Source organism: Ureibacillus galli, from assembly GCF_014836845.1.
Lineage (GTDB): Bacteria > Bacillota > Bacilli > Bacillales_A > Planococcaceae > Ureibacillus > Ureibacillus galli.
This window is the reverse complement of record NZ_JACSQA010000019.1, coordinates 1-22,251: the sequence shown is the minus strand read 5'-3', so window position 1 is coordinate 22,251 and position 22,251 is coordinate 1. Positions and strand designations below refer to the sequence as shown.

At 37.2% G+C, this 22,251-nt stretch carries 30 protein-coding genes and 1 riboswitch; of the genes, 29 read left to right on the top strand and 1 reads right to left on the bottom strand.

Annotated features, from left to right (window positions below):
• Positions 1–4: 4 nt before the first annotated feature.
• The 22 genes from H9636_RS12415 (at position 5) to H9636_RS12315 (ending at position 15,881) form a co-directional block, all read left to right on the top strand.
• A complete protein-coding gene (locus tag H9636_RS12415) occupies positions 5–811 on the top strand; it encodes an enoyl-CoA hydratase/isomerase family protein (RefSeq protein WP_191707882.1) in 807 nt (268 codons plus the stop codon).
• Positions 812–832: 21 nt separating this feature from the next.
• Positions 833–1,792 (top strand): TAXI family TRAP transporter solute-binding subunit, encoded by a 960-nt coding sequence (locus H9636_RS12410; protein WP_191707881.1) that lies wholly within the window; start codon positions 833–835, stop codon positions 1,790–1,792.
• An 11-nt stretch (positions 1,793–1,803) separates the two neighbouring features.
• Positions 1,804–3,759: a TRAP transporter permease gene (locus H9636_RS12405; RefSeq protein ID WP_191707880.1), complete on the top strand. Its 1,956-nt coding sequence runs from the start codon at positions 1,804–1,806 to the stop codon at positions 3,757–3,759.
• A gap of 12 nt (positions 3,760–3,771) precedes the next feature.
• Positions 3,772–4,911, top strand: coding sequence for a CaiB/BaiF CoA transferase family protein (locus tag H9636_RS12400; RefSeq protein ID WP_122970742.1), 1,140 nt, complete (start codon positions 3,772–3,774; stop codon positions 4,909–4,911).
• Positions 4,912–4,976: 65 nt separating this feature from the next.
• A complete protein-coding gene (locus H9636_RS12395) occupies positions 4,977–5,747 on the top strand; it encodes an IclR family transcriptional regulator (RefSeq protein ID WP_122970741.1) in 771 nt (256 codons plus the stop codon).
• 187 nt (positions 5,748–5,934) lie between these two features.
• Entirely contained in the window at positions 5,935–6,294 is a 360-nt protein-coding gene (locus H9636_RS12390) for a DUF4275 family protein (protein ID WP_318241020.1), read from the top strand.
• A gap of 134 nt (positions 6,295–6,428) precedes the next feature.
• A complete protein-coding gene (locus tag H9636_RS12385; protein ID WP_122970740.1) occupies positions 6,429–6,656 on the top strand; it encodes a hypothetical protein in 228 nt (75 codons plus the stop codon).
• Positions 6,657–6,722: 66 nt separating this feature from the next.
• Positions 6,723–6,908 carry a hypothetical protein gene (locus H9636_RS19105; RefSeq protein WP_225230205.1) on the top strand — a complete coding sequence of 62 codons (186 nt, stop codon included), beginning with the start codon at positions 6,723–6,725 and terminating at the stop codon, positions 6,906–6,908.
• A gap of 79 nt (positions 6,909–6,987) precedes the next feature.
• Positions 6,988–7,311, top strand: coding sequence for a hypothetical protein (locus H9636_RS19100; RefSeq protein WP_225230204.1), 324 nt, complete (start codon positions 6,988–6,990; stop codon positions 7,309–7,311).
• The gene (locus H9636_RS12375; protein WP_122970739.1) at positions 7,301–7,741 is read left to right on the top strand and encodes an NUDIX hydrolase; all 441 of its coding nucleotides are present in this window, start codon (positions 7,301–7,303) and stop codon (positions 7,739–7,741) included. Before H9636_RS19100 ends, H9636_RS12375 begins: the two co-directional genes overlap by 11 nt.
• Positions 7,742–7,782: 41 nt before the next feature.
• On the top strand, positions 7,783–8,061 hold the full coding sequence (locus H9636_RS12370) for a hypothetical protein (protein ID WP_122970738.1): 279 nt from the start codon (positions 7,783–7,785) through the stop codon (positions 8,059–8,061).
• Between the two features lie 124 nt (positions 8,062–8,185).
• A complete protein-coding gene (locus H9636_RS12365) occupies positions 8,186–8,689 on the top strand; it encodes a GNAT family N-acetyltransferase (RefSeq protein WP_122970737.1) in 504 nt (167 codons plus the stop codon).
• Between the two features lie 124 nt (positions 8,690–8,813).
• A complete protein-coding gene (locus H9636_RS12360; protein WP_122970736.1) occupies positions 8,814–9,314 on the top strand; it encodes a GNAT family N-acetyltransferase in 501 nt (166 codons plus the stop codon).
• 32 nt (positions 9,315–9,346) lie between these two features.
• Entirely contained in the window at positions 9,347–9,715 is a 369-nt protein-coding gene (locus H9636_RS12355; protein WP_122970735.1) for a DUF1801 domain-containing protein, read from the top strand.
• Between the two features lie 394 nt (positions 9,716–10,109).
• A riboswitch (cyclic di-GMP riboswitch) is annotated at positions 10,110–10,202 on the top strand.
• Positions 10,203–10,280: 78 nt separating this feature from the next.
• Complete coding sequence (locus H9636_RS12350) at positions 10,281–10,547, top strand: hypothetical protein (RefSeq protein WP_191707879.1); 267 nt, start codon at positions 10,281–10,283, stop codon at positions 10,545–10,547.
• Entirely contained in the window at positions 10,547–10,786 is a 240-nt protein-coding gene (locus tag H9636_RS19390) for a DUF6531 domain-containing protein (protein WP_191707878.1), read from the top strand. Before H9636_RS12350 ends, H9636_RS19390 begins: the two co-directional genes overlap by 1 nt.
• A 160-nt stretch (positions 10,787–10,946) precedes the next feature.
• A complete protein-coding gene (locus H9636_RS12340) occupies positions 10,947–12,101 on the top strand; it encodes an RHS repeat-associated core domain-containing protein (protein ID WP_191707877.1) in 1,155 nt (384 codons plus the stop codon).
• Between the two features lie 272 nt (positions 12,102–12,373).
• Positions 12,374–12,589, top strand: a complete 216-nt coding sequence (locus H9636_RS12335) for a hypothetical protein (protein ID WP_122970732.1) — start codon at positions 12,374–12,376, stop codon at positions 12,587–12,589.
• 185 nt (positions 12,590–12,774) lie between these two features.
• Complete coding sequence (locus tag H9636_RS12330) at positions 12,775–13,767, top strand: NADPH:quinone oxidoreductase family protein (RefSeq protein WP_191707876.1); 993 nt, start codon at positions 12,775–12,777, stop codon at positions 13,765–13,767.
• A 68-nt stretch (positions 13,768–13,835) separates the two neighbouring features.
• Positions 13,836–14,234, top strand: a complete 399-nt coding sequence (locus tag H9636_RS12325) for a hotdog fold thioesterase (protein WP_122970793.1) — start codon at positions 13,836–13,838, stop codon at positions 14,232–14,234.
• A 185-nt stretch (positions 14,235–14,419) separates the two neighbouring features.
• Complete coding sequence (locus H9636_RS12320) at positions 14,420–14,683, top strand: metal-sensitive transcriptional regulator (RefSeq protein ID WP_122970730.1); 264 nt, start codon at positions 14,420–14,422, stop codon at positions 14,681–14,683.
• A 73-nt stretch (positions 14,684–14,756) separates the two neighbouring features.
• Positions 14,757–15,881 carry an NADH-dependent flavin oxidoreductase gene (locus tag H9636_RS12315; RefSeq protein ID WP_122970729.1) on the top strand — a complete coding sequence of 375 codons (1,125 nt, stop codon included), beginning with the start codon at positions 14,757–14,759 and terminating at the stop codon, positions 15,879–15,881.
• A gap of 104 nt (positions 15,882–15,985) precedes the next feature.
• Here H9636_RS12315 and H9636_RS12310 read toward each other — a convergent pair whose 3' ends face one another.
• Positions 15,986–16,795 carry a helix-turn-helix transcriptional regulator gene (locus tag H9636_RS12310; RefSeq protein WP_122970728.1) on the bottom strand — a complete coding sequence of 270 codons (810 nt, stop codon included), beginning with the start codon at positions 16,793–16,795 and terminating at the stop codon, positions 15,986–15,988.
• A 196-nt stretch (positions 16,796–16,991) separates the two neighbouring features.
• On the opposite strand from H9636_RS12310, the gene H9636_RS12305 reads away from it, so the two are divergent.
• From H9636_RS12305 to H9636_RS12275, 7 genes are all read left to right on the top strand, one after another.
• Positions 16,992–17,705, top strand: coding sequence for a DUF5058 family protein (locus H9636_RS12305; RefSeq protein ID WP_122970727.1), 714 nt, complete (start codon positions 16,992–16,994; stop codon positions 17,703–17,705).
• A gap of 15 nt (positions 17,706–17,720) precedes the next feature.
• Positions 17,721–18,443, top strand: a complete 723-nt coding sequence (locus tag H9636_RS12300; protein ID WP_122970726.1) for a small-conductance mechanosensitive channel — start codon at positions 17,721–17,723, stop codon at positions 18,441–18,443.
• A gap of 77 nt (positions 18,444–18,520) precedes the next feature.
• A complete protein-coding gene (locus tag H9636_RS12295) occupies positions 18,521–19,945 on the top strand; it encodes an amidohydrolase (protein ID WP_191707875.1) in 1,425 nt (474 codons plus the stop codon).
• A gap of 146 nt (positions 19,946–20,091) precedes the next feature.
• Entirely contained in the window at positions 20,092–20,766 is a 675-nt protein-coding gene (locus H9636_RS12290) for a DUF5700 domain-containing putative Zn-dependent protease (RefSeq protein ID WP_148037791.1), read from the top strand.
• Positions 20,767–20,819: 53 nt separating this feature from the next.
• A complete protein-coding gene (locus tag H9636_RS12285) occupies positions 20,820–20,996 on the top strand; it encodes a hypothetical protein (RefSeq protein WP_174232635.1) in 177 nt (58 codons plus the stop codon).
• Positions 20,997–21,118: 122 nt separating this feature from the next.
• Positions 21,119–21,640, top strand: a complete 522-nt coding sequence (locus tag H9636_RS12280) for a GNAT family N-acetyltransferase (protein ID WP_191707874.1) — start codon at positions 21,119–21,121, stop codon at positions 21,638–21,640.
• A gap of 42 nt (positions 21,641–21,682) precedes the next feature.
• The gene (locus H9636_RS12275) at positions 21,683–22,165 is read left to right on the top strand and encodes a tetratricopeptide repeat protein (RefSeq protein ID WP_122970722.1); all 483 of its coding nucleotides are present in this window, start codon (positions 21,683–21,685) and stop codon (positions 22,163–22,165) included.
• Positions 22,166–22,251 lie beyond the last annotated feature (86 nt).

The window sequence follows — 22,251 nt, the reverse complement described above, 5'->3', positions numbered from 1 at the left end:
GAATATGCCGGATTTATTATTTGAAGTGAAGGACTCTATTGCCACGATTACATTGAATCGACCTGAAAGTTACAATGCGTTCAGTGAAGAAATGATTTTAAGTTGGATAGCGGCATTAGAAGAAATAAGGGATCGGGATGAAATTCGTGTTGTACTGCTGAAGGGGAACGGGAAATCCTTTTGTGCTGGCGGGGATGTTAAAGCGATGGTTGCCGGTAAAGGGTTCTATGAAAGTAAAGAAGATACGACTTCTACAGCCCTTGCTCGAAAGAATTCCCTTTGGAAAAAAATACAACGGATTCCATTGCTTTTAGAAGAAATTGATAAACCGGTCATCTGCCAAATGCACGGTTATGCTATGGGAGCTGGCTTGGATATGGCGTTAATGTGTGACATTCGTATCGCTGCGGAGTCTGCTAAGTTTGCCGAAAGTTATATTAATGTAGGGATTGTGCCAGGAGATGGGGGTGCTTACTTTTTACCGAAACTAGTCGGAATCGATCAGGCATTGGATATGTTATGGACGGCGCGAGTCCTAACGGCGGAGGAAGCGAAAGAAAAAGGATTGGTTACTTTTGTTGTACCAGATGGGGAACTGGACACATTTGTGCAATCTTATGTAGAAAAGTTAAGTAAAGGTCCGCAAGAAGCGATTCGAATCATTAAACGGGCAGTTTATCAAAGCCAGACGATGAGTCTACGATCTTCATTAGACTATATTTCTTCTAAAATGGGAATCGTAACGGAATTACCAGATCATAAAGAAGGGGTTAATGCAGTGTTGGAAAAACGCAAAGCTGTCTTTAAATAAGCAGTCAAAGGGGAAATGGGGATGAAACGTAACCTTTTCGTAACGGTACTGTTATGTCTAGGTCTTTTAATGGGGTGTCAGAGTAATGTGGAACGGTATGGGGAGCCGCTTATTTTCACTACAGGTACAACAACAGGGGTCTTTTATTCTTTAGGGGCAGGTCTTTCAACATTATGGACAAAAGAGATGGAACAGCTTGTTGCTTCCCAAGCATCGAATGGCAGTGTGGAAAATTTAAATTTAATGAGCAAAGGGGAAGCCAATTTAGCCTTCACTACAGTGAATATTGCTTATGATGCCTATAACGGGGAAGGTTCTTTTAAAGGGAAACAATATGATGGAGTTCGTATTTTAGGCAATCTTTATCCCAACGTCAGTCATATTGTAGTAGTTGATAATGAAGATATTCAATCCATTGAAGATTTGAAGGGGAAAAGTTTTGTATTTGGAGCTGCTGGTAGTTCTACTGAACTAGAATCGAAGCTTGTTTTAGAAGCCCATGGCGTAAGCATTGATGATGTGAACGCCAATTATGTAGGGTTTACGGAAGCAACGGATTTAATCAGAAACGGTCAAGTCGATGGGGTAAATATTTATTCGGGGGTGCCTGCAGCAGCCACGACTGAATTAATTTCAACGATTGATTCGAAGGTGCTCAGTTTTTCACCCGATGCCATCGATCAATTGGTAAAAGAATATCCTTGGAACTTTAAGTATGTCATCGAAGCGAATACGTACGATAAACAGCCAGAACCGATTACTACGGTTGGTCAATATAGCACGATTGTAATTGACGAAAGTGTTTCAGAGGATGCTGCCTATCGACTAACAAAGCTGCTATGGGAAAATGTAGATGAACTAAAAGAATCCTATAGCATTGCTAATCAGTTCGATCCTCAGAAAGCGATTGAAGGGACTGCGGGAGTACCGCTTCATCCAGGGGCTGAAAAATACTATAAAGAAATTGGCGTATTGGAATAGGGGGGATTCAAATGACTACGAAGGATCTAACAAATCATGATATGCAAGAGTTAATGGATTTGGAGGAGAAAAATTTAAACTCACGAAAGTATATCGGTATATTTGGAAAGGGTATCATGATACTCGCAATCATTTGGACGCTATTCCAATTATATATGAGTAGTTTCGGTGTTATGGATGCAGTGAAGTTTCGGGCTTGGCATTTAGGTTTTCTTCTATTATTTAGTTTTGTCTTTTATCCAGCTACAAAAAAGAGTGTAGGCTCGCGAAAGTTGCCGACAATCTTTGACCTTCTATGTATTGGTTTATCCATTGTAGTAATTTTCTATTTCTTGTTTACTTATGATGCTTTTGTACGAAGTGGTGGGGAAAATTCCACATTGGATATTTATATCGGTGGGATCGCGTTACTTCTATTATTTGAAGCAAGCCGCCGTGTTGTAGGAAAGGGACTGACGCTTATAGCCCTATTTTTCCTGGCGTACAATTTTTTCGGAGCCTATATACCCGGTATATTAGGGCACTACGGATTTAGTTTAGAGCGTGTCATTAATATTATGTATTGGGGAGGTCAAGGGGTATTTGGAACAGCATTAGGCGTTTCAGCCACATACATCTTTGTTTTTGTATTGTTCGGTGCTTTCCTGAAAAATAGCGGCTTTTCCGATTTCATCAATGATTTAGCTTTGACCGTTGCTGGTAGAACAGCAGGAGGTCCTGCGAAGGTGGCCGTTTTTGCAAGCGCTTTAATGGCAACCGTTAGTGGTAGTGCGGTGAGTAACGTCGTAACAACAGGTACGGTTACGATTCCAATGATGAAAAAGGCGGGCTATTCAAAGAAATTTGCCGGGGCGGTGGAAGCTGTTGCATCAACAGGAGGTTTAATTGCCCCACCTGTTATGGGGGCAGCTGCCTTTATTATGGCGGAATATCTCGGGGTACCGTATTCCGTTGTTTTACTGGCGGCCATCATCCCAGCTATCCTCTATTATTTAACGTTGTTTATGATCGTCCATTTTGAAGCGAAGAAGATGGGCTTATCAGGGATTTCCAAAGAAAATTTACCTGAAGCAAAAAAGGTGTTAAAAGAAGGCGGTCATCTTTTTATCCCTTTACTCATTCTCCTAGTGATGTTATTTGCAGGATTTTCTCCTTTGTACGCGGCAATCTTTTCGTTGCTTTCTGTCGTTCCAGCTGCAGCCATTCGAAAAAGTACACGTATGAGTTTCCAACTCGTACTAGATTCGATTGTTGAAGGGGTAAAAGGTGTTATTAATGTTGGGATTGCCTGCGCCATTGTAGGGGTTGTTATTGCGACGATTACGTTAACAAGTGCCGGCTTAATAATAGGTAATAATATTCTAGGGTTTGCAGGTGAAAGCGTGCTTCTAGCTGCGTTACTGACAGCATTTATTAGTATCGTCTTAGGTATGGGGGTACCAGCAACAGCGGCCTATATTATCGTTGCGACGATTTCTGTTCCTATTTTAACGAAACTAGGTGTAGCGCCAATTGCTGCCCATATGTTTGCCTTCTATTTCGCAGCCCTATCAAGTATTACGCCTCCAGTTGCATTAGCATCCTATGCAGCAGCGGGAATTGCAGGGGAATCGGCGAATAAAGTGTCCGTTGAATCTGTTCGGTTAGGGTTAATCGGATTTATCGTTCCGTTCTTCTTTATATTCAATCCAACATTATTATTAACGGGTGGTACAGTAACCGAATATTTATTTGCAGCTATTACAGCAATAGTTGGTGGAGTCGTGCTAGCGGCGGGACTTAAAGGCTTTATGTTTAGAAAAACATTTTTAATCGAAAGAGTGTTACTTATCGTAGCAGGGATTAGTTTGATGGATACAACATTACTCGTCAATATCATTGCTTTAGTCGCTGTAGGCTGTATCGTAGCTACCCAACTTCTAATGAAGGAAAAGGCGAACCCTGTTACGACATTAATTGAAGAGTAAGGAGGGTGAAGTATGCGCCCATTAGACGGAATTCGTGTGTTAGATTTATCAAGGGTTTATGCGGCACCTGCCGGGTCTATGTTATTGGCAGATTTAGGGGCAGAGGTCATCCGAATTGAACATCCCGATGGTTCAGATAGCATGCGGGATTGGGGGCCATTTGTGAATGACCAAAGTACGTACTATCTTTGTGCCAATCGAAATAAAAAATCAATTGTATTAAATTTAAAAAAACAAGAAGATAAAGAGAAATTTTTATCTTTCGTTGCAGATGCGGATGTCGTATTAGAAAATTTTAAAACGGGCGATATGGCACGAATGGGGTTAAGTTACGAAGTATTAAAGAAAGTGAACCCTCGAATTATTTATTGTGCTGTAACGGGTTTTGGTCAAACTGGCCCCCTTGCGAATGAGCCGGGCTTCGATCCAGTAATTCAAGCAATGAGTGGTTTAATGGATGTAACCGGGGATGCGGAAGGGGAAGCGACAAAAGTCGGTGTACCTATATCAGATATTTTAACTTCTAATTATGTAGCGATAGGGATTTTAGCAGCGTTACGCTTACGGGATCAAACAAATGTAGGCCAGTTTATTGATTTGGCTCTCCTTGATGTTCAATTAAGTAGCCTTGCCAATGTATCCAGTGCTTATTTAAATGCCCATTTTGTTTCAAAACGATTAGGCAATAAACATAACAATGTTGCACCATATCAAGTATTCCCTTGCGCGGATGGACCGTTAATGTTTTGTATCGGTACAGATGCCCAATTTAAAAAGTTTTGTCATATGATCGGTCGTAAAGAATGGGCAGAAGATCCACGTTTTAAAACAAATACATTAAGAAAACAAAATGAACAAGAGTTGACGGAACTTCTACAAGAAATTACTGTTTCAAAGTCGAGGGATGAATGGTTAAGCTTATTGCAACAACATAAAATTCCTGGTGGTCGAGTTAATACAATAGAAGAAGCTTTGGAACAGCCTCAAGTAAAAGCAAGGAACTTAATCGGAGAATTGGAACATCCGGTATACGGAAAGGTGAAATTCGTTAAAAATCCATTACAACATTCAAGTTTAAACATTTCCTATGATCAAGCTCCTCCACTATTAGGAGAACATACGTCGGAATATTTAAATTCTTTGAAAGTGTAATGTTTGAATTCACTTAACAATGGGGAATAGGTTTTGTTATGATGGTTGTGCAAGGGGGAGCTTTTATGGATCAAACGACTTTTGAAAGAAATTATTTAATGAATACAGTTCAAAAAACGGTCCTTATTTTAAGAGCCTTTACAAGGGAAGAACCAAAGCTATCATTAACGGATCTTCATAAAAAAACAGGTATTGGCCTCTCAAGCTTACAACGATTTGTAGCGACACTCGTACATGAAGGGTTTCTCATAAAAGATGAAAAAACCAAACAATATCAGCTTGGCTTATCTCTATTTTATTTAGGAAAATTAGTCGAGCAGGAATCTACTATTCTCGCTATAGCAGAACCTATTTTAAAATCATTAAGTGAAAAAATAGGCGAAAGTGTTTCTATGAGCATTCTAGACGGGGATCAGCGAAGATGCATTTTGAATTACGAGAGTATTCATCAATTAACAGCGAGAAACCATGTTGGAGATACATCCCCTTTATATGCTGGGGCTTCAGCAAAGGCCATTCTTGCCTATCTACCCCAACATGAAATCGATGATTATTTGAATCGGGTAAAAAGGGTTCCGATTACCGATAATACAATAACGAATCGCGATAAACTTTTAGAGGACTTAGTAACAATTCGTAAGCTAGGCTATGTCCAAACTGAAAGTGAACGAATTATAGGGGCTTGTTCTGTAAGTGTCCCTATTATTTCTCATAGTAGACCAATCGCATCTATTGCCATTATTGTTCCGGATGTTCGATTTAACAATGAGGATACAGAAATGTATAGAGACTTCCTTTTCAATGCAAAAAGGGAGATTGAAAAGCATCTTTCATAAGTGGAATTTTTTACTGTTTTGAAAAAAGCTTGGCAAGTCGAATGCCGAGCTTTTTCTAATGAATTTTTTCAACACCATTGAACAACTCAGTGTAAAATCGTAGTGTGAATTAGATTTTAGGAGAATTAAAAAATATGCATTTTAAACAAGAATTAAAAGTTTTAGAACTTCCAAAATGGGGTCCATATTGCGCAAGACATGGGAAAATGAATTTGCCAACCATTTATCAAAGGAAGAAAAGGAAGAGATTCATTTAAATAGTTTCTTATGGCATTTATGTAGCTGGGAAGCTGTTGATTGTGCAATGAAAGAAGAGGCTATTAAACTTTTTAATAAAGAAGCTAAAAGGAAATGTACAATCTTTTATCAATTTGTAGATGAATCTTATTTAGTAGAAAACGGGAAAGGTCTACTTATTCAAGATTTACCGTATGACCAATACCATATGGACTACGGCGATATTTACGTAATGGATTGGGAACGAAATTGGACATTCATGATGACCCATGAAGAACTATGCGGACCTTATTTCATTTCGAAAATATGAAGGTTCTCTTACTTTAGGGGAGAGCCTTCTTTATGTTCTTCTATCAATTTCATGGGGAAACAAGGCTTTTTGGAAATGTTTGTAGAATATTAAAGTAAAGTTAAGGGGAATTTTGGATAGATGGAGGGGGTAAATTGGTACTTTTATGGCAACTTTCACTATTTATTTCAATGGTTACTTTAATATTAGGAATCGAAAAAAAGTCTTGGATACTTCTATTAATTAGCACAATCACTTTCTTACCAATTGCTTACTATTTTTCGGGTGCGAATGATGTTTGGAAATTTGTAGGGATTACGCCAATTATATTACTTATTTTAACTATATTAATGTGGTTTATCAAAAAGAAAACATGGGTGTAATAAGCTAGAAGGCTCGGCATTTTAATTGTATCAAATAAAGGCGTTACCATTTTTGGAGGTGCTAGTATGTCCCAATATGTTTACCATATGGTTCCAAAAGATATGCAAGGAGATCGACTGATTCCATTAAATGTGTTAGGAACAACTTATCCCCACTTGTATGAGCAATATACAAAAAAATATTTTGACCATCCTGACCGACCAAATCTACTCAAAAGACAAGTTCCTAAATTACATTGCTTTATGGAATGATGTGCTTCATTTCCTACCTATGCATCCTTTTCATGTGTATGATGCACTCACTAAGTTAGAAATCAAGAAAAAGGAAAATTTGCTTTTCTTCAAAATTCCAGTGGAACGACTCCAACCGAATCAAAATGCTCTCTATCTCTACTCTAAGGAAAATTTTAAAGGGCCAGCAGAAGAATTTGATGAACAGGACTTCCTGCTGCTCGATATTGCCGAATATAAAGAAATGAGAAAAATTCCTTCTGAAACAGTGGAATATTATAATGCTGGAAAAAAGAATGGAAAACCTTTTGGAATGTTTCACTTCATTCCCCATGTATTAAGTTTAGGGGAAATAGATGTGACGAATGTAGAAATCATTTCGTGGAATCAGGAGGAGGTCTCTGCCAATGTAGATGGCCATTGAAGAGTTGCCTAACGATAAACCGATTGCGGGCGTACATTGTGTTCCGATAACAGATGATGGGTTAGTTGTAATGGCTTGGGACAAGGAAGAACAGATTCTCACAACAATCGGTGGAAGAATAGAAGGGAACGAAAGCTTTGAAGAAGCGTTGGAGCGAGAAGCGATGGAAGAAGTAGGGATGACGATATCAAATGAAAAAATTCCTTTTGCCTCATGGTACTGGGAATCGACTGACACATATACGATTTGGTATTTGGTAAAAGTACAACAATTTTTGCCTTATACATTTGAAAATGAAAAAACAGGATATGTTCTATTGAACTTTAACACGGCAAAACAAATGATTACAAAGCTTGAAACGAACTTTGAGAAACGAATTCAAATACTAGATTTAGCTTATAAAAAAGCGATACAATTGGAATGGTTATAAAAACTTAGTCATCAAGACATGTTAAAGGAGCGCGTTTTTAGTTGCTTATTGCCATTTGTATTTTAGTATTAGCAATTATTTTGGCTGTATATTTCAGTCGGAATAAATCGGCAAAACGAAAATTTACTGTTTGGGGTATTACAACCATCGTCTTTGTCGCACCGTTATTATCATGGATATTAGGGATATTATTCGGTATGAATAAAGGGGACGGCTTCGTCGGAATGACGGTGATGGTCTATGGATTTGTCTTCCTTATGGTCATCGGATTTATTTTACTGTATTATGGAATTTTTAAAAGAGAACGACCAAAATTTTAAGAGGCGTTTCTACCATTTGTAGAGGCGTTTTTTTTATAGAGATGGTGAGCAAAAACTTTCTATTGTATTTGGAGATAATGAGCATTAACATGAAAATAAAACTTGGCTAAAAAGGAGTGGTTGGATGTCACAAGAAATAGCTTTTCGAGACGCAACACTAGAAGATTTACCGAGAATTGTTGAAATATATAACTCTACCATTCCTGGTAGAATGGTAACGGCAGATACAGAACCTGTAACAGTCGAAGATCGATTAAAGTGGTTCCACGAACATTCACCATCAAAAAGACCGTTATGGGTAGTAGAGCTAGATGGTCAAATTTGTGGATGGGTTAGCCTTCAAGATTTTTATGGAAGACCCGCCTATAGTGCAACGGTAGAAGTAAGTATTTATTTAGATGAAAATTTTAGAGGGCATGGTCTCGGGAAAAAAGTGTTAACGAAAGTAATTGAATCCGCTCCAAATTATGGAGTGGAGACGATACTAGGATTTATTTTCGGTCACAATGAACCAAGCCTCCGCCTATTTACTAGTTTTGGTTTTGAAAAGTGGGCGTTATTACCAGAGGTTGCTACTTTAGACGGTATCAAAAGAGATTTAATTATATTAGGTAAAAAAGTATCGTAAATCAATTGATTCAACAAAAAGGAATTTAAAGCATGAATTCCTTTTTCTTTTAAGATGAAGGATTTTCGGTTGTAAAGGGAGAAAAGGTTTTATCACAATTTAGTTTTAGTTAAGGGGGATAACATTGATTACTTCCGATAGATTACGATTCCGCAGGTATACGAACGAGGATTTTGATTTTCTCATGTCATTATTATCTGACCCGGATGTTGTTCGCTACATTGGAAATGGGAACGTAAGAGATAAAGAAGGTGGGCAAGAGTTCTTAAATTGGATTTATCGAACATATGAATTCGGTGAATATTATGGCTTAATGGTGTTAGTCAATAAAGAGGATAACAGCTTAATTGGGCATGCTGGATTAGTACCCCAAACGATAGACGGCAAAGAAGAGATCGAAATCGGCTATTGGATTGCCAAACGATATTGGGGAAAAGGCTACGCAACTGAAGCAGCTAAAACGTTATTGGATTATGGTAAAGCGCAATTAAAACTAGAAAGGTTTATTGCCCTTATTCAACCTGCTAATACGGCATCCAAAAAGGTTGCAGAAAAGATTGGAATGACATTAGAAAAGGAAATTGTTTTAAAAGGGCAAGATGTTTATTTATATTCCTTATCCTAAGGATACCTTTCCATATAAAAAGGAGATTCACAATGACTTATAGAGAAAGAACAATGAAGGAAGTGGACGAATGGTTAGAGGGGCTACCCGAAAACATTCAAGAAATGACCCTCGTTTTAAGAAAACTAATTTTAGATGCGTCACCGAAACTGAAGGAAGAGTACAAATGGTCCATGCCGAACTATTCAAACAATGGATTAGTATGTTATTTACAAACGGCGAAAAAACATGTGAACCTCGGTTTCCATCAAGGAATTGAGCTTGAAGAAATGGATGTCCATCACTTACTACAAGGTTCAGGTAAAACTATGAGGCATATACAAATTAAAAAAATGGAAGACATTCAACCGGATCTTTTTACTTCCTTTATTCAGGCAGCCGTTGCAATAAATGAGAAATAGGATAAGTAAGGCGATAATCTTAATTAGATTATCGTTTTTTATTTGACCAAGCGAATACTTGTGCAGTGTAGTCAATGCTAACATTCCTTCAAAACGTTATATGGAATAGATGAAAAATTTCATGAAACAGTGGTCAATCATCCTCATTTACAACTGATTCTTATCCCTTAAGGTGGGCTTAATAAAATAATAATTTTGGATTAGAAGCAATCAGTAATGGTGATTGCTTTTTTTATTGCTATTAAACTCCTAATTCAAAATTTTACATCGCAAAATATGTAAAAAAATGTTTAAAATCAGTTATATTAGACATGAGTAAATATTACTAATTTTGTGAAAAAAGGTTTATTACTTTTGGTCAATTTAGCATTGTAGTAAAAAATACTTAATTTTAAGGCGCAAGGGGCAAACCTATCGAAAGGTGGGGACGCAAAGCTACAGTTCTAAAGTGGGTAAAAAATCCTATCAAGGTGGCTGAGTTACCGTAATATCGATAAACTCCTCTTACTGGTAGCTTGTTTTGTACTGTCTTTTTTCGCTTAGTAATGGAAGGGGTTTATTTTTTTTGAAAAAAAAGGCTTTTTTAGTTTTACTATCTTTTTTACTCGCATTCAGTAGTGTTGGAGCATATTTTGTGTTCCCGACAAAGGAAAAAAATGATAGCCGTAATAGCAATGAGTTATTCACAAATCCGAATAGTTTGCTAGATTTAGTCTCTGAACAAAATACGACTAATGATACTATGGCCAATACATTGACAAGCGCCACGTCCAATCAAACAATAGGAAATAATAGTGAAGCGAATAGTGTTACGCAAGGGCTTCAAACTTAGTGTCGGGAAATTTAACTGAAAATTCAAATCTCAACCCGTCACAACCAAGAGCTATATCCGAAGAACCTATTTCAGCGGAAACAAAGGAAGAACCACCAGTAAATGTTGAAAATGGCTATCTAGAACTGGAAGAAGTAGATATAAATGTCCCTCAAGTGACTCTTTCCTTGAATCTTACAAGAAACTATTCAAGCAACGATAGTGAATTAGGCTATTTTGGAAAAGGTTGGAACATCTAATTAGACTCTCGATTACAAATGTACACGGAGTTTTCGATCGGAGAGTCACCTTTAGATGGAAGTACGCAAAGCTATGAATTTATTAAAGATGACCCAGAAGCTTATATCACAGAATATGATAACGATAAAATGACAAACTACGAGCTTGATAAAGGGCATTATGAAACAACTGAAAACGGAGATACCCTTACAAGTAATACCTGCTCAAAACAACGTTCAATATACGTACGATGCAGCAGGCAATCGATTAAGTATGAAAAATGACCAAGGAACGATCTATTATACGTACAACGTGATGAATCAACTTCTTTCTGATGGTAATACCGATTATCAATATGATGATAACGGCAATGTAATATCCAAAACATCGGAAGGAAAAACTGTTCAATATACGTACAATGGTGCAAATCAACTAACTTTAGCCGAATTTGAAGATGAAAGTTATACTAGCTATTCCTATGATGGACTAGGTCGTCAAATATACCGTGAGGAAATGTCATGGAAAGATTATGATGGGAACAAAGTAGCTAGCAATAACAACAAAGGTAATAACGGAAAAGGCGAAGAAAAACGAAACGAAAATGCGAACAAAAACAACAATAAAAATAGTAACAATTGCAATCTAGGTAATCCAGGTAATGGAAATGGTCCATTTAATAACCCGGGGCAAGGAAAAAAACTTGGGTTATATAAAAAATGGTTAGAAGAAAATGGTCAAAACAGTATGGACCACATTTATCATAAGGAAACGACCTATTTATATGAAGGATTATCAAACGTTCTTCATAAAGAATACAGTGAAAGTGGTTCTCCTTATGCTGAGTACTATCAAGGACCAGACAATCAAACGGTTTCCCGAAAAATGTTTGGGATGCACGGGTTATCTAATCCATCCCATAATCCGGACCTAAAAACAACGGGTGGTTTGTTATACTATCAGTATGATGGTATACGTAACGTTTCCGCTGTAACAGATCGTTACGGAGATATGATTGAAGAGTATCGATATGATGCCTTTGGTGGAATTTATACAGGTACGACAACACCGTATAACTTCAATAGCTTTACGGGAATGTCTTACGATGGGAAAACCGGATTAGTGAACATGAATGCCCGTTGGTACGACCCATCCATAGGTCGCTTCATGTCGGAAGATACGTATCCTGGTAATATGATGCAAACCCAATCATTGAACCGTTATTCTTATGTCATGAACAATCCGGTAAACTACTGGGATCCAACAGGACATGTGGCGGAAAACTTATATCCAGAAGGCTTATTCCGGAATGGGTACGGAATTATGAATCGAATGTAGTACAAGTAAGCGACAACACATATGATGGATGGTTTCCAAAATATGAAGCACCAACTGTAAGTTATGGTGAAACAACACTTGCAGATACTACGCAATTTGAACGATACTATCTGCAAACGTATTATCAAGATCGAACAACGACATGGGTATATGAATATAAGCATTACCTAATTACAAATGATATTGAGAGAGTAACATCACAAGAAGATCAAACGTTCCAGGTAACAGATACCCTCTCTTGGACAAAACAAATAAGTGCTGTAGAGATTGCTATGCAAACCCAACAAGAAATTGCCAAATACGGAGCACCACCAAATGCAAGTATACTTCCAGGCAAGCCGATTTTACCTGAGCGATATGTATCAGCCGTAAAAAGGCACATAATGGAGCAATTTAAAACGGCAGAAAGAGTCCAAATCAATATACCTATTCTGAGAAAGGTGCTACTTCCAATTGAACTGGCTATAAAAGTAATAGAACATGATTAACGGTAGTCCTTGTTAATTTAAAGTATAATATAATAATAGGCTTGATATTTCATCTCCCATAGAAGCATAACTTAGCTTAACTGTTCGTTAAGAAGGAGTCTTGCCACTGAAAGTGGAATTTGTAAAAGGTGAAATGGTTATTTAGTCTTTGCCTAATAAAGTTGTATTGAAAGGGGTATTTACATATGCAAACATTTGATGCGCTTGTCGTAAATAAACAAGAAGAACAATTTTCTGTAGATGTTCAAAAACTAACAATAAACAATTTACCAGAAGGGGAAGTGTTAATTCAAGTTCACTATTCTGGAGTGAACTATAAAGATAGTCTAGCCTCAATCCCAAATGGGAACATTGTTAAAAACTATCCGTTTGTACCAGGAATTGATTTAGCAGGAGTTGTCGTTTCTTCAGAAGATCCCCGTTTTAAAGAAGGGGACGAGGTTATAGCGACAAGCTATGAAATCGGGGTATCCCATTTTGGAGGTTATAGCGAATATGCCCGTATTCCAGCTAAATGGGTTGTGCCTCTTCCAGATGGGTTAACTTTAAAAAAAGCAATGATTATCGGTACAGCAGGATTTACGGCAGCCTTGTCCGTACAGCGACTACAAGATAACGGTGTTTCTCCTGAAAAAGGAAAAGTGTTAGTGACGGGAGCAACTGGTGGTGTTGGTAGTTTTGCCATTTCGATTCTTTCTAAACTTGGCTTTGAAGTAGAAGCAAGTACAGGGAAAGCATCTGAACAAGACTATTTAACTAGTCTCGGCGCTACTTCTATTGTTCCACGGGAAGAAGTATATGACGGTAAAATTCGAGCGCTAGGTAAACAAAAATGGGCTGCCGCAGTTGACCCTGTTGGTGGAGAACCATTAGCTGCGTTACTTAGCCAAATTCAATACGGTGGGTCAGTCGCAGTTAGTGGCTTAACGGCAGGAGGAAATGTTCCAACTACGGTTTATCCATTCATTCTTCGAGGTGTGAATTTATTAGGGATTGATTCCGTATATTGTGATATGGAAACACGTCTAAAAGTGTGGGAGCGTTTAGCGAATGTTTACCAATCTGAGAGTTTAGAAGAATTTATTCAACAAGAAGTATCTCTTGCCCAACTTCCAGAAGTCTTGCCAACATTGTTAAAAGCTCAAGCAAGAGGAAGAATCCTTGTAAAATTAATTTAGGAGGTTGGAACATGATTGTTTCTCAAGAAGTGTTGGATTTGTATGGTGTGAAAGATGAACATGCGTATATGGAGCGAATTCAATCTCAAGCATTGAATACGCTTATCGAAGCTCTTGATATTCAATATGAAGAATTATCATTAGATCGGGTCGTTATGACAATGCCAGTCGGGCCAAAAACGAGACAACCTGCAGGGATTTTGCATGGAGGCGCATCCGTTGCTTTAGCAGAAACGGCTGCAAGTATTGCTACGGCTATAAATGTTGATTTAACAAAGTACAATCCTGTTGGAATGGAGATCAATGCCAACCATATCCGCAGTAAAAAAGACGGCGTTGTCAAGGCGATTGCAACTCCTTTACATAAAGGACGGACAACGATGGTTTGGGACATTAAAATTGTCGATGAAGATGAGAAACTAATTTGTGTGTCTCGTTGTACGATGGCGGTTGTTAGCAAAAAATAATCATGATGACTTAAGCGTTAATCTTTGAAAAAAGGATTAACGCTTTTTATTCGTGTTAAGAATAGATTTCGTTGGGACAAAAAAGGAATAGAAGTATTCATATATGAATAAGTGGATTTATTTGACAAAGTACCTATCGGGGTATACCATGTGGCTAAAAGTTATCATTAGAGGGAGGGATACAGTTGAATTCCTACGAAGATAAATTGAAAAATCGGGTAAAGCGGATTGAAGGGCAACTTCGGGGCGTTTTGAAAATGATGGAAGAGGGGAAAGATTGTAAGGAAATCATTACACAACTTTCAGCAGTACGTTCTGGGGTGGATCGCACAATTGGTTTAATCGTAAGCTATAACTTAATGGATTGTATCCAGCAAGCTAATGGTGACGAAGAAAAATTGCAAGACTCCGTTCAAGAGGCAGTTAATTTGTTTGTTAAAAGTCGATAATATATAATTTTTTATCATGCTTATGAAGCTTAGATAGCTTTTATAAAATATAGTTTATGGGAGGAACATTACTATGAATAGTAAGTACCAAGATTTATTTACGTCTTATACTTTACCTAATGGTGTGGAATTAAAAAATCGTATCGTCATGGCACCAATGACGAATTACTCAGCAAATCCGGATGGAACTGTATCCGAAGCAGAGGTTAACTACTATGTTCGTCGTTCAAATGGTGTTGGTATGGTTATTACTGCTTGTACATATGTCACACCGAATGGAAAAGGATTTGACGGTGAATTTGCTGGCGATCGAGATGAAATGATTCCGAGTTTCAAACAACTTGCTTCAGCGATTAAAGCAGAAGGAGCAAAGGCGGTATTACAAATTTTCCATGGTGGTCGATTATGCCCTCCAGAATTAGTACCGAATGGAGAGATTGTTAGTGCTAGCGATGTGCCAGCTGAACAGCCAGGAGCCATTTCACCAAGAGCTTTAACAGAAACGGAAATCGAAGAAATTATTGAAGCCTTTGGTGAAACAACACGTCGAGCGATTGAAGCTGGATTTGATGGTGTAGAAATTCACGGAGCAAACGGCTATTTAATTCAACAATTCTTCTCACCCCATAGTAATCGTCGAGAAGACCGCTTTGGAGGCAGTTTAGAAAAACGTATGACATTTCCATTAGCGATTGTGGATAAGGTGAAAAGTGTAGTGGAAAAACATGCAACGTCACCGTTTATCGTTGGTTATCGTTTTTCACCAGAAGAACCGGAAACACCAGGCATTACAATGGCCGATACATTAGCGTTGGTAGATGCTTTAGCTAATAAAGGTCTTGATTATTTACATGTTTCTTTATCGGAATTCTTCTCAACGCCAAGAAGAGGGGTAGAAGATTTAACGAAAACGCGTATCGATTATTTACTTGAAAAAATCGATAATCGAGTTCCTTTAATTGGTGTAGGTTCGATTCATACTGCAGAAGATGCACGAAAAGCCTTTGAAACAGGCGTTCCTCTTATCGCTATAGGCAGAGAACTGATTATTGACCCAGATTGGGTGCAAAAAGTTGCCGAAGGAAGAGAAGATGAAATTGTAACGAAAATTGATAAAAACAATCAAGAACAACTTGTCGTACCTGATCCATTATGGCATCGAATTTTAAATGTTCCAGGTTGGTTCCCAATTGCATAAACGAACGATTAATCAGATCTCTACAATAAGTAGAGGTCTGATTTTTTTATGGAGCTTTTTTGATTTTCACTTTTAGGTAAACAACTAACATTTCCACATTTAGTTTAAACCTCATCAACTAATATTTTCCGATACTCCCCTGGCGTCATATTCGTGAACTTTTTAAAAGTTTTATAGAAATGGGATGAATCATAATAGAGATTTTCATTTAGGTGTTTTTCTATATGAAAATCACCTTTTACAATGTCGTTGATTATATATTGAAAATTCACAAGTTGAAGGAATGTTTTTGGTGGAATGCCTAGCTCTTTTTGAAACAACAGACGTAAATATCGTTCGGAGTAGCCAGTAAATTGTTCTAAATCTTTCACATGCAAATGACCATGGTGAAAGATGATTTTGTTTATACAACTTGCAACGATGGTGGAATAAAGTTGTGAATTACGAGGATGTTTTAAGTAACACTCAAGAAGTTGCATTTGTTCGATAAAAGTATGCTTTTGTAGAAGTAACTCATAAAGAGGGCGTAGATAGGGGGCAACTTCAAATAACGAGAAAGCCTTTTCACTATTAATCTCTTTTAAAGATAGTTGGAAAGGAAATAATTTTTGTAGAGGAAATAGACGGATTCCAAAGTATGTAGAGTATGCACTGAAAGGAAGGAATGTCCGTTTTTTAGGACTTGGAACGAGTAAACATTGCGACTGTATGCCGTCTAGATGAAAAAGGAGATCGATACAACCATTTGGTATGCTCGGGAAAAGAATGTTCTCGTTAATATTTCCTTTCGTTTTGAACTGATAAACAAAGGCTATGGAATTTTGAAATGGAGGAGAAGTTTTCGACATTTGCAAAGATTGTATGTTTTTTTTCCATTCAGGTTGAAGAGGGTTAAACTTGTTTACTAACTTCATAGAATCACCCCAAATAAAAATTTTACTATTATTTTTATATTACCTTTTAGTATTGTTAGAAAATATAACATGGATTTCCGATTTTTACAATGTTTAAAATATTCTGTTAACTTAAAATACAAAATAATGAAAGGAGATATTACATGTGGTCAAAAGGAAGAAGGTTATAAAAGTTTAAGTATGAAGGAGGGGTCACGTGGAAAAGGCTTTACAATTAGCGAATAGCTATCCGGTCTGGATATTTGCCGCAATTGTTATAGGGATTGTTATTTTTCAAGCGATTGTATTTATAAGACTTGCTACTAGGACAAGTCAAAATGTTGGAATGACTAAGCAGGAAGTCCAGAGCGCACTTAAAGTAGGGGCGATTAATGCAATCGGTCCAGCGATGGCCAGCTTAATTATTGCCATTTCTTTAATGACATTTCTCGGAAACCCAGTGACTTTCATGAGGTCTGTTGTCATTGGATCTTCAGCTACTGAATCAGCGGGTGCTAATTTAGCTGCTACTGCCTTTGGTACAGAACTTGGCTCTGATGGTTTTAATGAACAAGCCTATACTACAATCGTTTGGACATTGTGTTTAGGTGGATTAGGATGGTTATTAGTAACAGTTTTCTTTACGAAATCCTTAGGTAAAATGCAGGAGAAAATCTCCAGTCAACAAGGAAGTAAACGAGGAAGCTTAATGGCAATTATTTCAAGTGCTGCTATGCTGGGGGTCTTTGGAAACTTTGGAAGTGCTGAGTTATTGAAGGGAGTTACCAATGCTGTTGTTATTATTACCGCAGCTTTGTTCATGTTCATTTTACTGATTATTGCGAATAAGTTTAAGTTGAATTGGTTAAAAGAATGGTCATTAGGATTTTCAATTTTGGCAGCATTGTCAGTCGGATTCTTCATTATATAAGTAGGGGGAAAGTGGATGGAAATGAGTAATAAAGCTTTAGTAGCAGAGGAAATTGCCGCAAATCCAAAGGTCGAAAGTCTAGAGATGGAACAATTCCATCAAAAATCTCATTTTTGGGGCCGCTTAACAATGTGGGCAGTTATTATTTTAAGTGTTCTGTTGCCGCTCTACCTTTCATTTGTTGTCGGCTATCACCCTGGATGGGGCCCGATTGTTGCAGCATTTATAGCCTATGCAGCCATGGTTGGATATGCATGGGTAATTGAACCAATTTCTTATTATCCAACATTAGGTGTTTCAGGTACCTACTTAGCCTTTTTAACTGGCAATATTTCAAATATGTGTCTTCCCGCTGCTGCAGCCGCTCAAAATACGATTGGAGCTGAGCCGGGAACGAAAAAAGGAGAGATTACAGCCGCATTAGCCATTGCAGCCGCTTCGTTAGTAAATATTGTTGTGATAGCCATAATTATTGCTAGTGGCTCTTACCTGATTTCGATTATACCCTCATCTGTACAAGCTACCTTTCAATTTGTCGTACCGGCCATATTTGGAGGTATTTTAGCTCAATTCGCTATTAAAAACCCGTTATATGGATTAATCGCTGTCATAACAGGCATCGTTATAAATTTAACCCCGATTATACCTTTCTTCAGAGGAATTATCTGTATTGCAATTACCATTACTATTTGTCTTTATTTAGAAAAAGTAAAAGCTCGTAAAAAATCTGTCGCTTAATTTATCTCTATGTTTGTTTTAATAGTTTTCGTATTTCCAATATTCATTAAATAAAAAAGAAAGAGGAGCTGTTGAAAATGACAAAAGAAAATATTTTAGAATGGATTAAAAATAATCAAAGTGTTTTTACAGAAATGGCTCAAAACATTTGGGACAATCCCCAAATTGCCTATGAAGAAAAATACGCAAGTGAGTTGCAAATGCTAACTTTAGAACAGGCAGGTTTTAAGATTACAAGGGAAATTGGCGGTGCCTCCACTGCTTTTGTAGCAGAATATGGCTCTGGTAATCCTATCATTGGTATTTTAGGAGAATATGATGCATTACCAGGGTTATCACAAACGGTAAGTACTGTTCATACGGAAGTGGTAGCAAATGGACCCGGACATGGCTGTGGACATAATTTACTAGGAACAGCGGGAGTAGAGGCCGTAATGGCAGTGAAAGAAGTTATGGAAGCCAAAGGATTAGTGGGGACGATTCGTTATTATGGATGTCCAGCAGAAGAAGTGCTATCAGGGAAAACGTTTATGGCACGAGAAGGGGTGTTTGATGATTTAGATTGCGCATTAACATGGCATCCGGGTACATCTAACTTTGTAGTAAATATGAGTATGACGGCGATGGTTTCAGTGAAATTTCATTTTAAAGGCATTACTGCCCATGCAGCCGGAGCACCCCATGCTGGTAGAAGTGCGTTAGATGCAGTGGAATTAATGAACGTTGGAGCGAACTATATGCGAGAGCATATGCTTGATGGTTCACGAATTCATTATGTCATTACAAATGGAGGGATGGCTCCAAATGTTGTTCCAGATCGAGCGAGTGTATGGTACTATTTGCGGGCAGCAACAAAGGAACAAGTAGATGAAATGCTTGAACGAATAGAGAAGATTGCTAAAGGGGCGGCTATGATGACCGAAACGGAAGTCCGTTCTGAAATACTAGCCTTTGCTTACGAAACGCTTCCGAATGATGTGTTAAATGAATTAATGCTTCAAAATATGAAACTAGTGGGAGCTCCTCTCTTTACTGAAAGTGAATTGGAATTTGCTAAAGAGTTGGTCAATACAGTGGATGAAAAAATCGTTGAAACGTCAAAGAAACAATTTGGTACTTATATTGAAGACATTTTACCAACTAGCTTTGACTACTATAAAAATTTAAAGGGTGTTTCAATCGGAGGTTCAACCGATGTTGGGGATGTTAGCTGGATTACGCCAGTTGGACAGGTTATGACGACCTGTGCACCGGTTGGCGTACAAGCCCATTCTTGGCAGGCAACTGCTGTCTACGGTTCTTCTATAGGTTATAAAGGAATGCATTTAGCAGCTAAAACAATGGCCCTTTCGCTATATGATTTGCTTACAAATCAAGAACTGATTGACCAAGCGAGACAAGAATTCTTTGTGGAAACGGGAGGGAAAAAATACGTTCCAGGAATCCCAGAGGAAGTGAAACCGCCATTTGCATCAAAAGTAGCCGAATCGACATTAGTGTAAAGAATAAATTCTTCGGATCGCTTTCAAGAACAATCTCTTGTTTTTTAAGAGATTGTTCTTTCCATTTTACCGAATACTTTCAATCTCATATTAAAAATAACTTTGAAAAAAGAATCGAGCTGTCGCTTCTAAAGTATCCTGCTAAGATGGATGATATTCGAAAGTCCAACGAGGTAGTTGAACAAATAATCTCTCAAATTGTCACTTTATACAAAAGGAAATACGATGTGGAATTTAATATAAATATCCATATAATTATAGGGTTGCATGGATCGAATGCCTTTACCCATCGTCAAATCATCCCCGACATCACTTTCTGTTTAGAAAAATTGTCATCGAAAGAGCACCATTTAAAGGTAATCATTGCCCACGAATTTGGTCACGTTCTACACAATATTCTTTCAGAACAAGCAGGGGTAAATTGGGCTAATATGCAATGGGAACATCCTTATACATGGCTATTACAAGAAGGTTGTGCAACTTACTTTTCTAAGCAAATTGTAGATGTAAATGAAGAAATTTATTTTCTATATGAAGAGGATAGGGAAGGGTGGCTACAATTTGCGAATAACAACAAAAAGGAAATTATTAAAGCTTTTCAATTGGATGTAAAACATTTATCATCAAAAGAGGTATATATGGAATGGTTTTCCATAAATGGTGGTAGTCGTTTCGGCTATACTCGTCTAGCTTATTTTATTGGTTACTCTATTCTTCAATTTTTAATCGAAAAGTTTGGAGAGCATAAGGCGGTTATGCTATGGAAAAAAGAAGAATTTTCTCATGAAATAGAGAAAGTTTTAATAAACTTTATAAATTAAAATCTTGAACGATATAAAATGAAATTAAAACGTCTGTGGAAGGAAGAAACTTTGTGAATATTTTTATCTCGATTATTTTATACATCGTTAGTTTAATTATATTTTATATCATCATTGAAACGGCTGTTCGAAAAGGAATTGATAGTTCCGTTATTGGCCGGTATTTAGAAAAAAAGCATGGAATGAAAGAAGAACAAAAATCCTTTTTCAGTAATGATTTAGATGATTAAACATTCACTATTATTAAAACTTTATAAGGAAATAAATGAAGCGTTCGTCCGTTGAAGGATAAATGCTTTTTTTATTGAATACTATTCATTAACAAATATAGGAAGATGAAGGGGAGGATAGAATGAACATTCGAAGGGCAACAATATCTGATGCAGAAGGAATTGCAAGAGTACACGTCGATTCTTGGAGAACGACTTATAAAAATATTATACCGGATAGTTTCTTAGCAAAACTGTCATACGAGCAAAGAACGGAATTGTGGAAACGAAATATTGCGCAAACGGGAAATTACGTGTTCGTTGCTGAAAGTCCAACGGGAGAAATTGTAGGGTTTGCTGATTGTAGTAAAAGAAAAGAAAACCTAATTCCAAATTCAGGGGATTTAACGTCTATCTATCTTTTAGAAGAATACCAAGGTCAAGGGATTGGGAAGAAGTTAATGAAGCAACTGTTCTTGCAATTTCAAGAGTTAGGTTATGACACAGTGTTTGTGGAAGTTTTAGAAGACAATAAAACCCGCTACTTTTACGAAGCGTTTGGTGCTGAACTTTTCAAATCAGAAACGATCAAAATTGGTGGGAAAGAACTTGAATTGTTAATTTATCGATGGGAAAGTTTAGATGCAATTCTGTTAAATGAATGAAACAATACTGGGGAAATGTGGAGAAAAAGGTGGTGATGAAAAATGGAACAAATATTAGAAAAAGCATTAGATTTAAGGGGAAAAGGAAAGCTTAAAGAATCGAATAACATATTGATTGATCTTGTACAAAACTTTCCTAACCATGCTTCTCTTAACTATCAATGTGCGTGGAGTTTCGATGTATTAGGAGAGGAAACAAGAGCCGTTCCCTATTATGAAAAAGCAATTAAATTAGGCTTACCAAAAAAAGAATTGGAAGGTGCCCTTATAGGGTTAGGCAGTACATATCGAACAATTGGAGAATATGAAAAATCAAAAGAAACCTTTCAAAAAGGATTAAAATTATTCCCAAACAATCACGCAATAAAAGTCTTCTACTCAATGACTTTATATAATCTAGAAGAATATCAGCAAGCTATGGAAGTATTGCTTCTTTGTTTAGTTAACACAACGACGGATGAAGATCTATTAAACTATGAAAAAGCAATTCGGTTTTATGCCAATAAACTAAATGAAACGTGGTAGTAACGAATGAAGAGGCTGGGACAAAAACCCTCCTCTAAATAAAAAAAGCCGGTGAAATTTTACGAAAAGTAAAATTTCACCGGCTT

Bases quoted from the DNA above. Each gene is read 5' to 3' on its own strand.
- H9636_RS12295 (WP_191707875.1), top strand. From the start codon at position 18,521: ATGACAAAAGAAAATATTTTAGAATGGATTAAAAATAATCAAAGTGTT.
- H9636_RS12325 (WP_122970793.1), top strand. From the start codon at position 13,836: ATGGAGCGAATTCAATCTCAAGCATTGAATACGCTTATCGAAGCTCTT.
- H9636_RS12330 (WP_191707876.1), top strand. From the start codon at position 12,775: ATGCAAACATTTGATGCGCTTGTCGTAAATAAACAAGAAGAACAATTT.
- H9636_RS12375 (WP_122970739.1), top strand. From the start codon at position 7,301: ATGGCCATTGAAGAGTTGCCTAACGATAAACCGATTGCGGGCGTACAT.
- H9636_RS12290 (WP_148037791.1), top strand. From the start codon at position 20,092: ATGGATGATATTCGAAAGTCCAACGAGGTAGTTGAACAAATAATCTCT.
- H9636_RS12335 (WP_122970732.1), top strand. From the start codon at position 12,374: ATGCAAACCCAACAAGAAATTGCCAAATACGGAGCACCACCAAATGCA.
- H9636_RS12405 (WP_191707880.1), top strand. From the start codon at position 1,804: ATGACTACGAAGGATCTAACAAATCATGATATGCAAGAGTTAATGGAT.
- H9636_RS12395 (WP_122970741.1), top strand. From the start codon at position 4,977: ATGGATCAAACGACTTTTGAAAGAAATTATTTAATGAATACAGTTCAA.
- H9636_RS19105 (WP_225230205.1), top strand. From the start codon at position 6,723: ATGTCCCAATATGTTTACCATATGGTTCCAAAAGATATGCAAGGAGAT.
- H9636_RS12355 (WP_122970735.1), top strand. From the start codon at position 9,347: ATGACTTATAGAGAAAGAACAATGAAGGAAGTGGACGAATGGTTAGAG.
- H9636_RS12365 (WP_122970737.1), top strand. From the start codon at position 8,186: ATGTCACAAGAAATAGCTTTTCGAGACGCAACACTAGAAGATTTACCG.
- H9636_RS12400 (WP_122970742.1), top strand. From the start codon at position 3,772: ATGCGCCCATTAGACGGAATTCGTGTGTTAGATTTATCAAGGGTTTAT.
- H9636_RS12340 (WP_191707877.1), top strand. From the start codon at position 10,947: ATGAAACAACTGAAAACGGAGATACCCTTACAAGTAATACCTGCTCAA.
- H9636_RS12275 (WP_122970722.1), top strand. From the start codon at position 21,683: ATGGAACAAATATTAGAAAAAGCATTAGATTTAAGGGGAAAAGGAAAG.
- H9636_RS12280 (WP_191707874.1), top strand. From the start codon at position 21,119: ATGAACATTCGAAGGGCAACAATATCTGATGCAGAAGGAATTGCAAGA.
- H9636_RS12310 (WP_122970728.1), bottom strand. From the start codon at position 16,795: ATGAAGTTAGTAAACAAGTTTAACCCTCTTCAACCTGAATGGAAAAAA.
- H9636_RS12410 (WP_191707881.1), top strand. From the start codon at position 833: ATGAAACGTAACCTTTTCGTAACGGTACTGTTATGTCTAGGTCTTTTA.
- H9636_RS12315 (WP_122970729.1), top strand. From the start codon at position 14,757: ATGAATAGTAAGTACCAAGATTTATTTACGTCTTATACTTTACCTAAT.
- H9636_RS12300 (WP_122970726.1), top strand. From the start codon at position 17,721: ATGGAAATGAGTAATAAAGCTTTAGTAGCAGAGGAAATTGCCGCAAAT.
- H9636_RS12415 (WP_191707882.1), top strand. From the start codon at position 5: ATGCCGGATTTATTATTTGAAGTGAAGGACTCTATTGCCACGATTACA.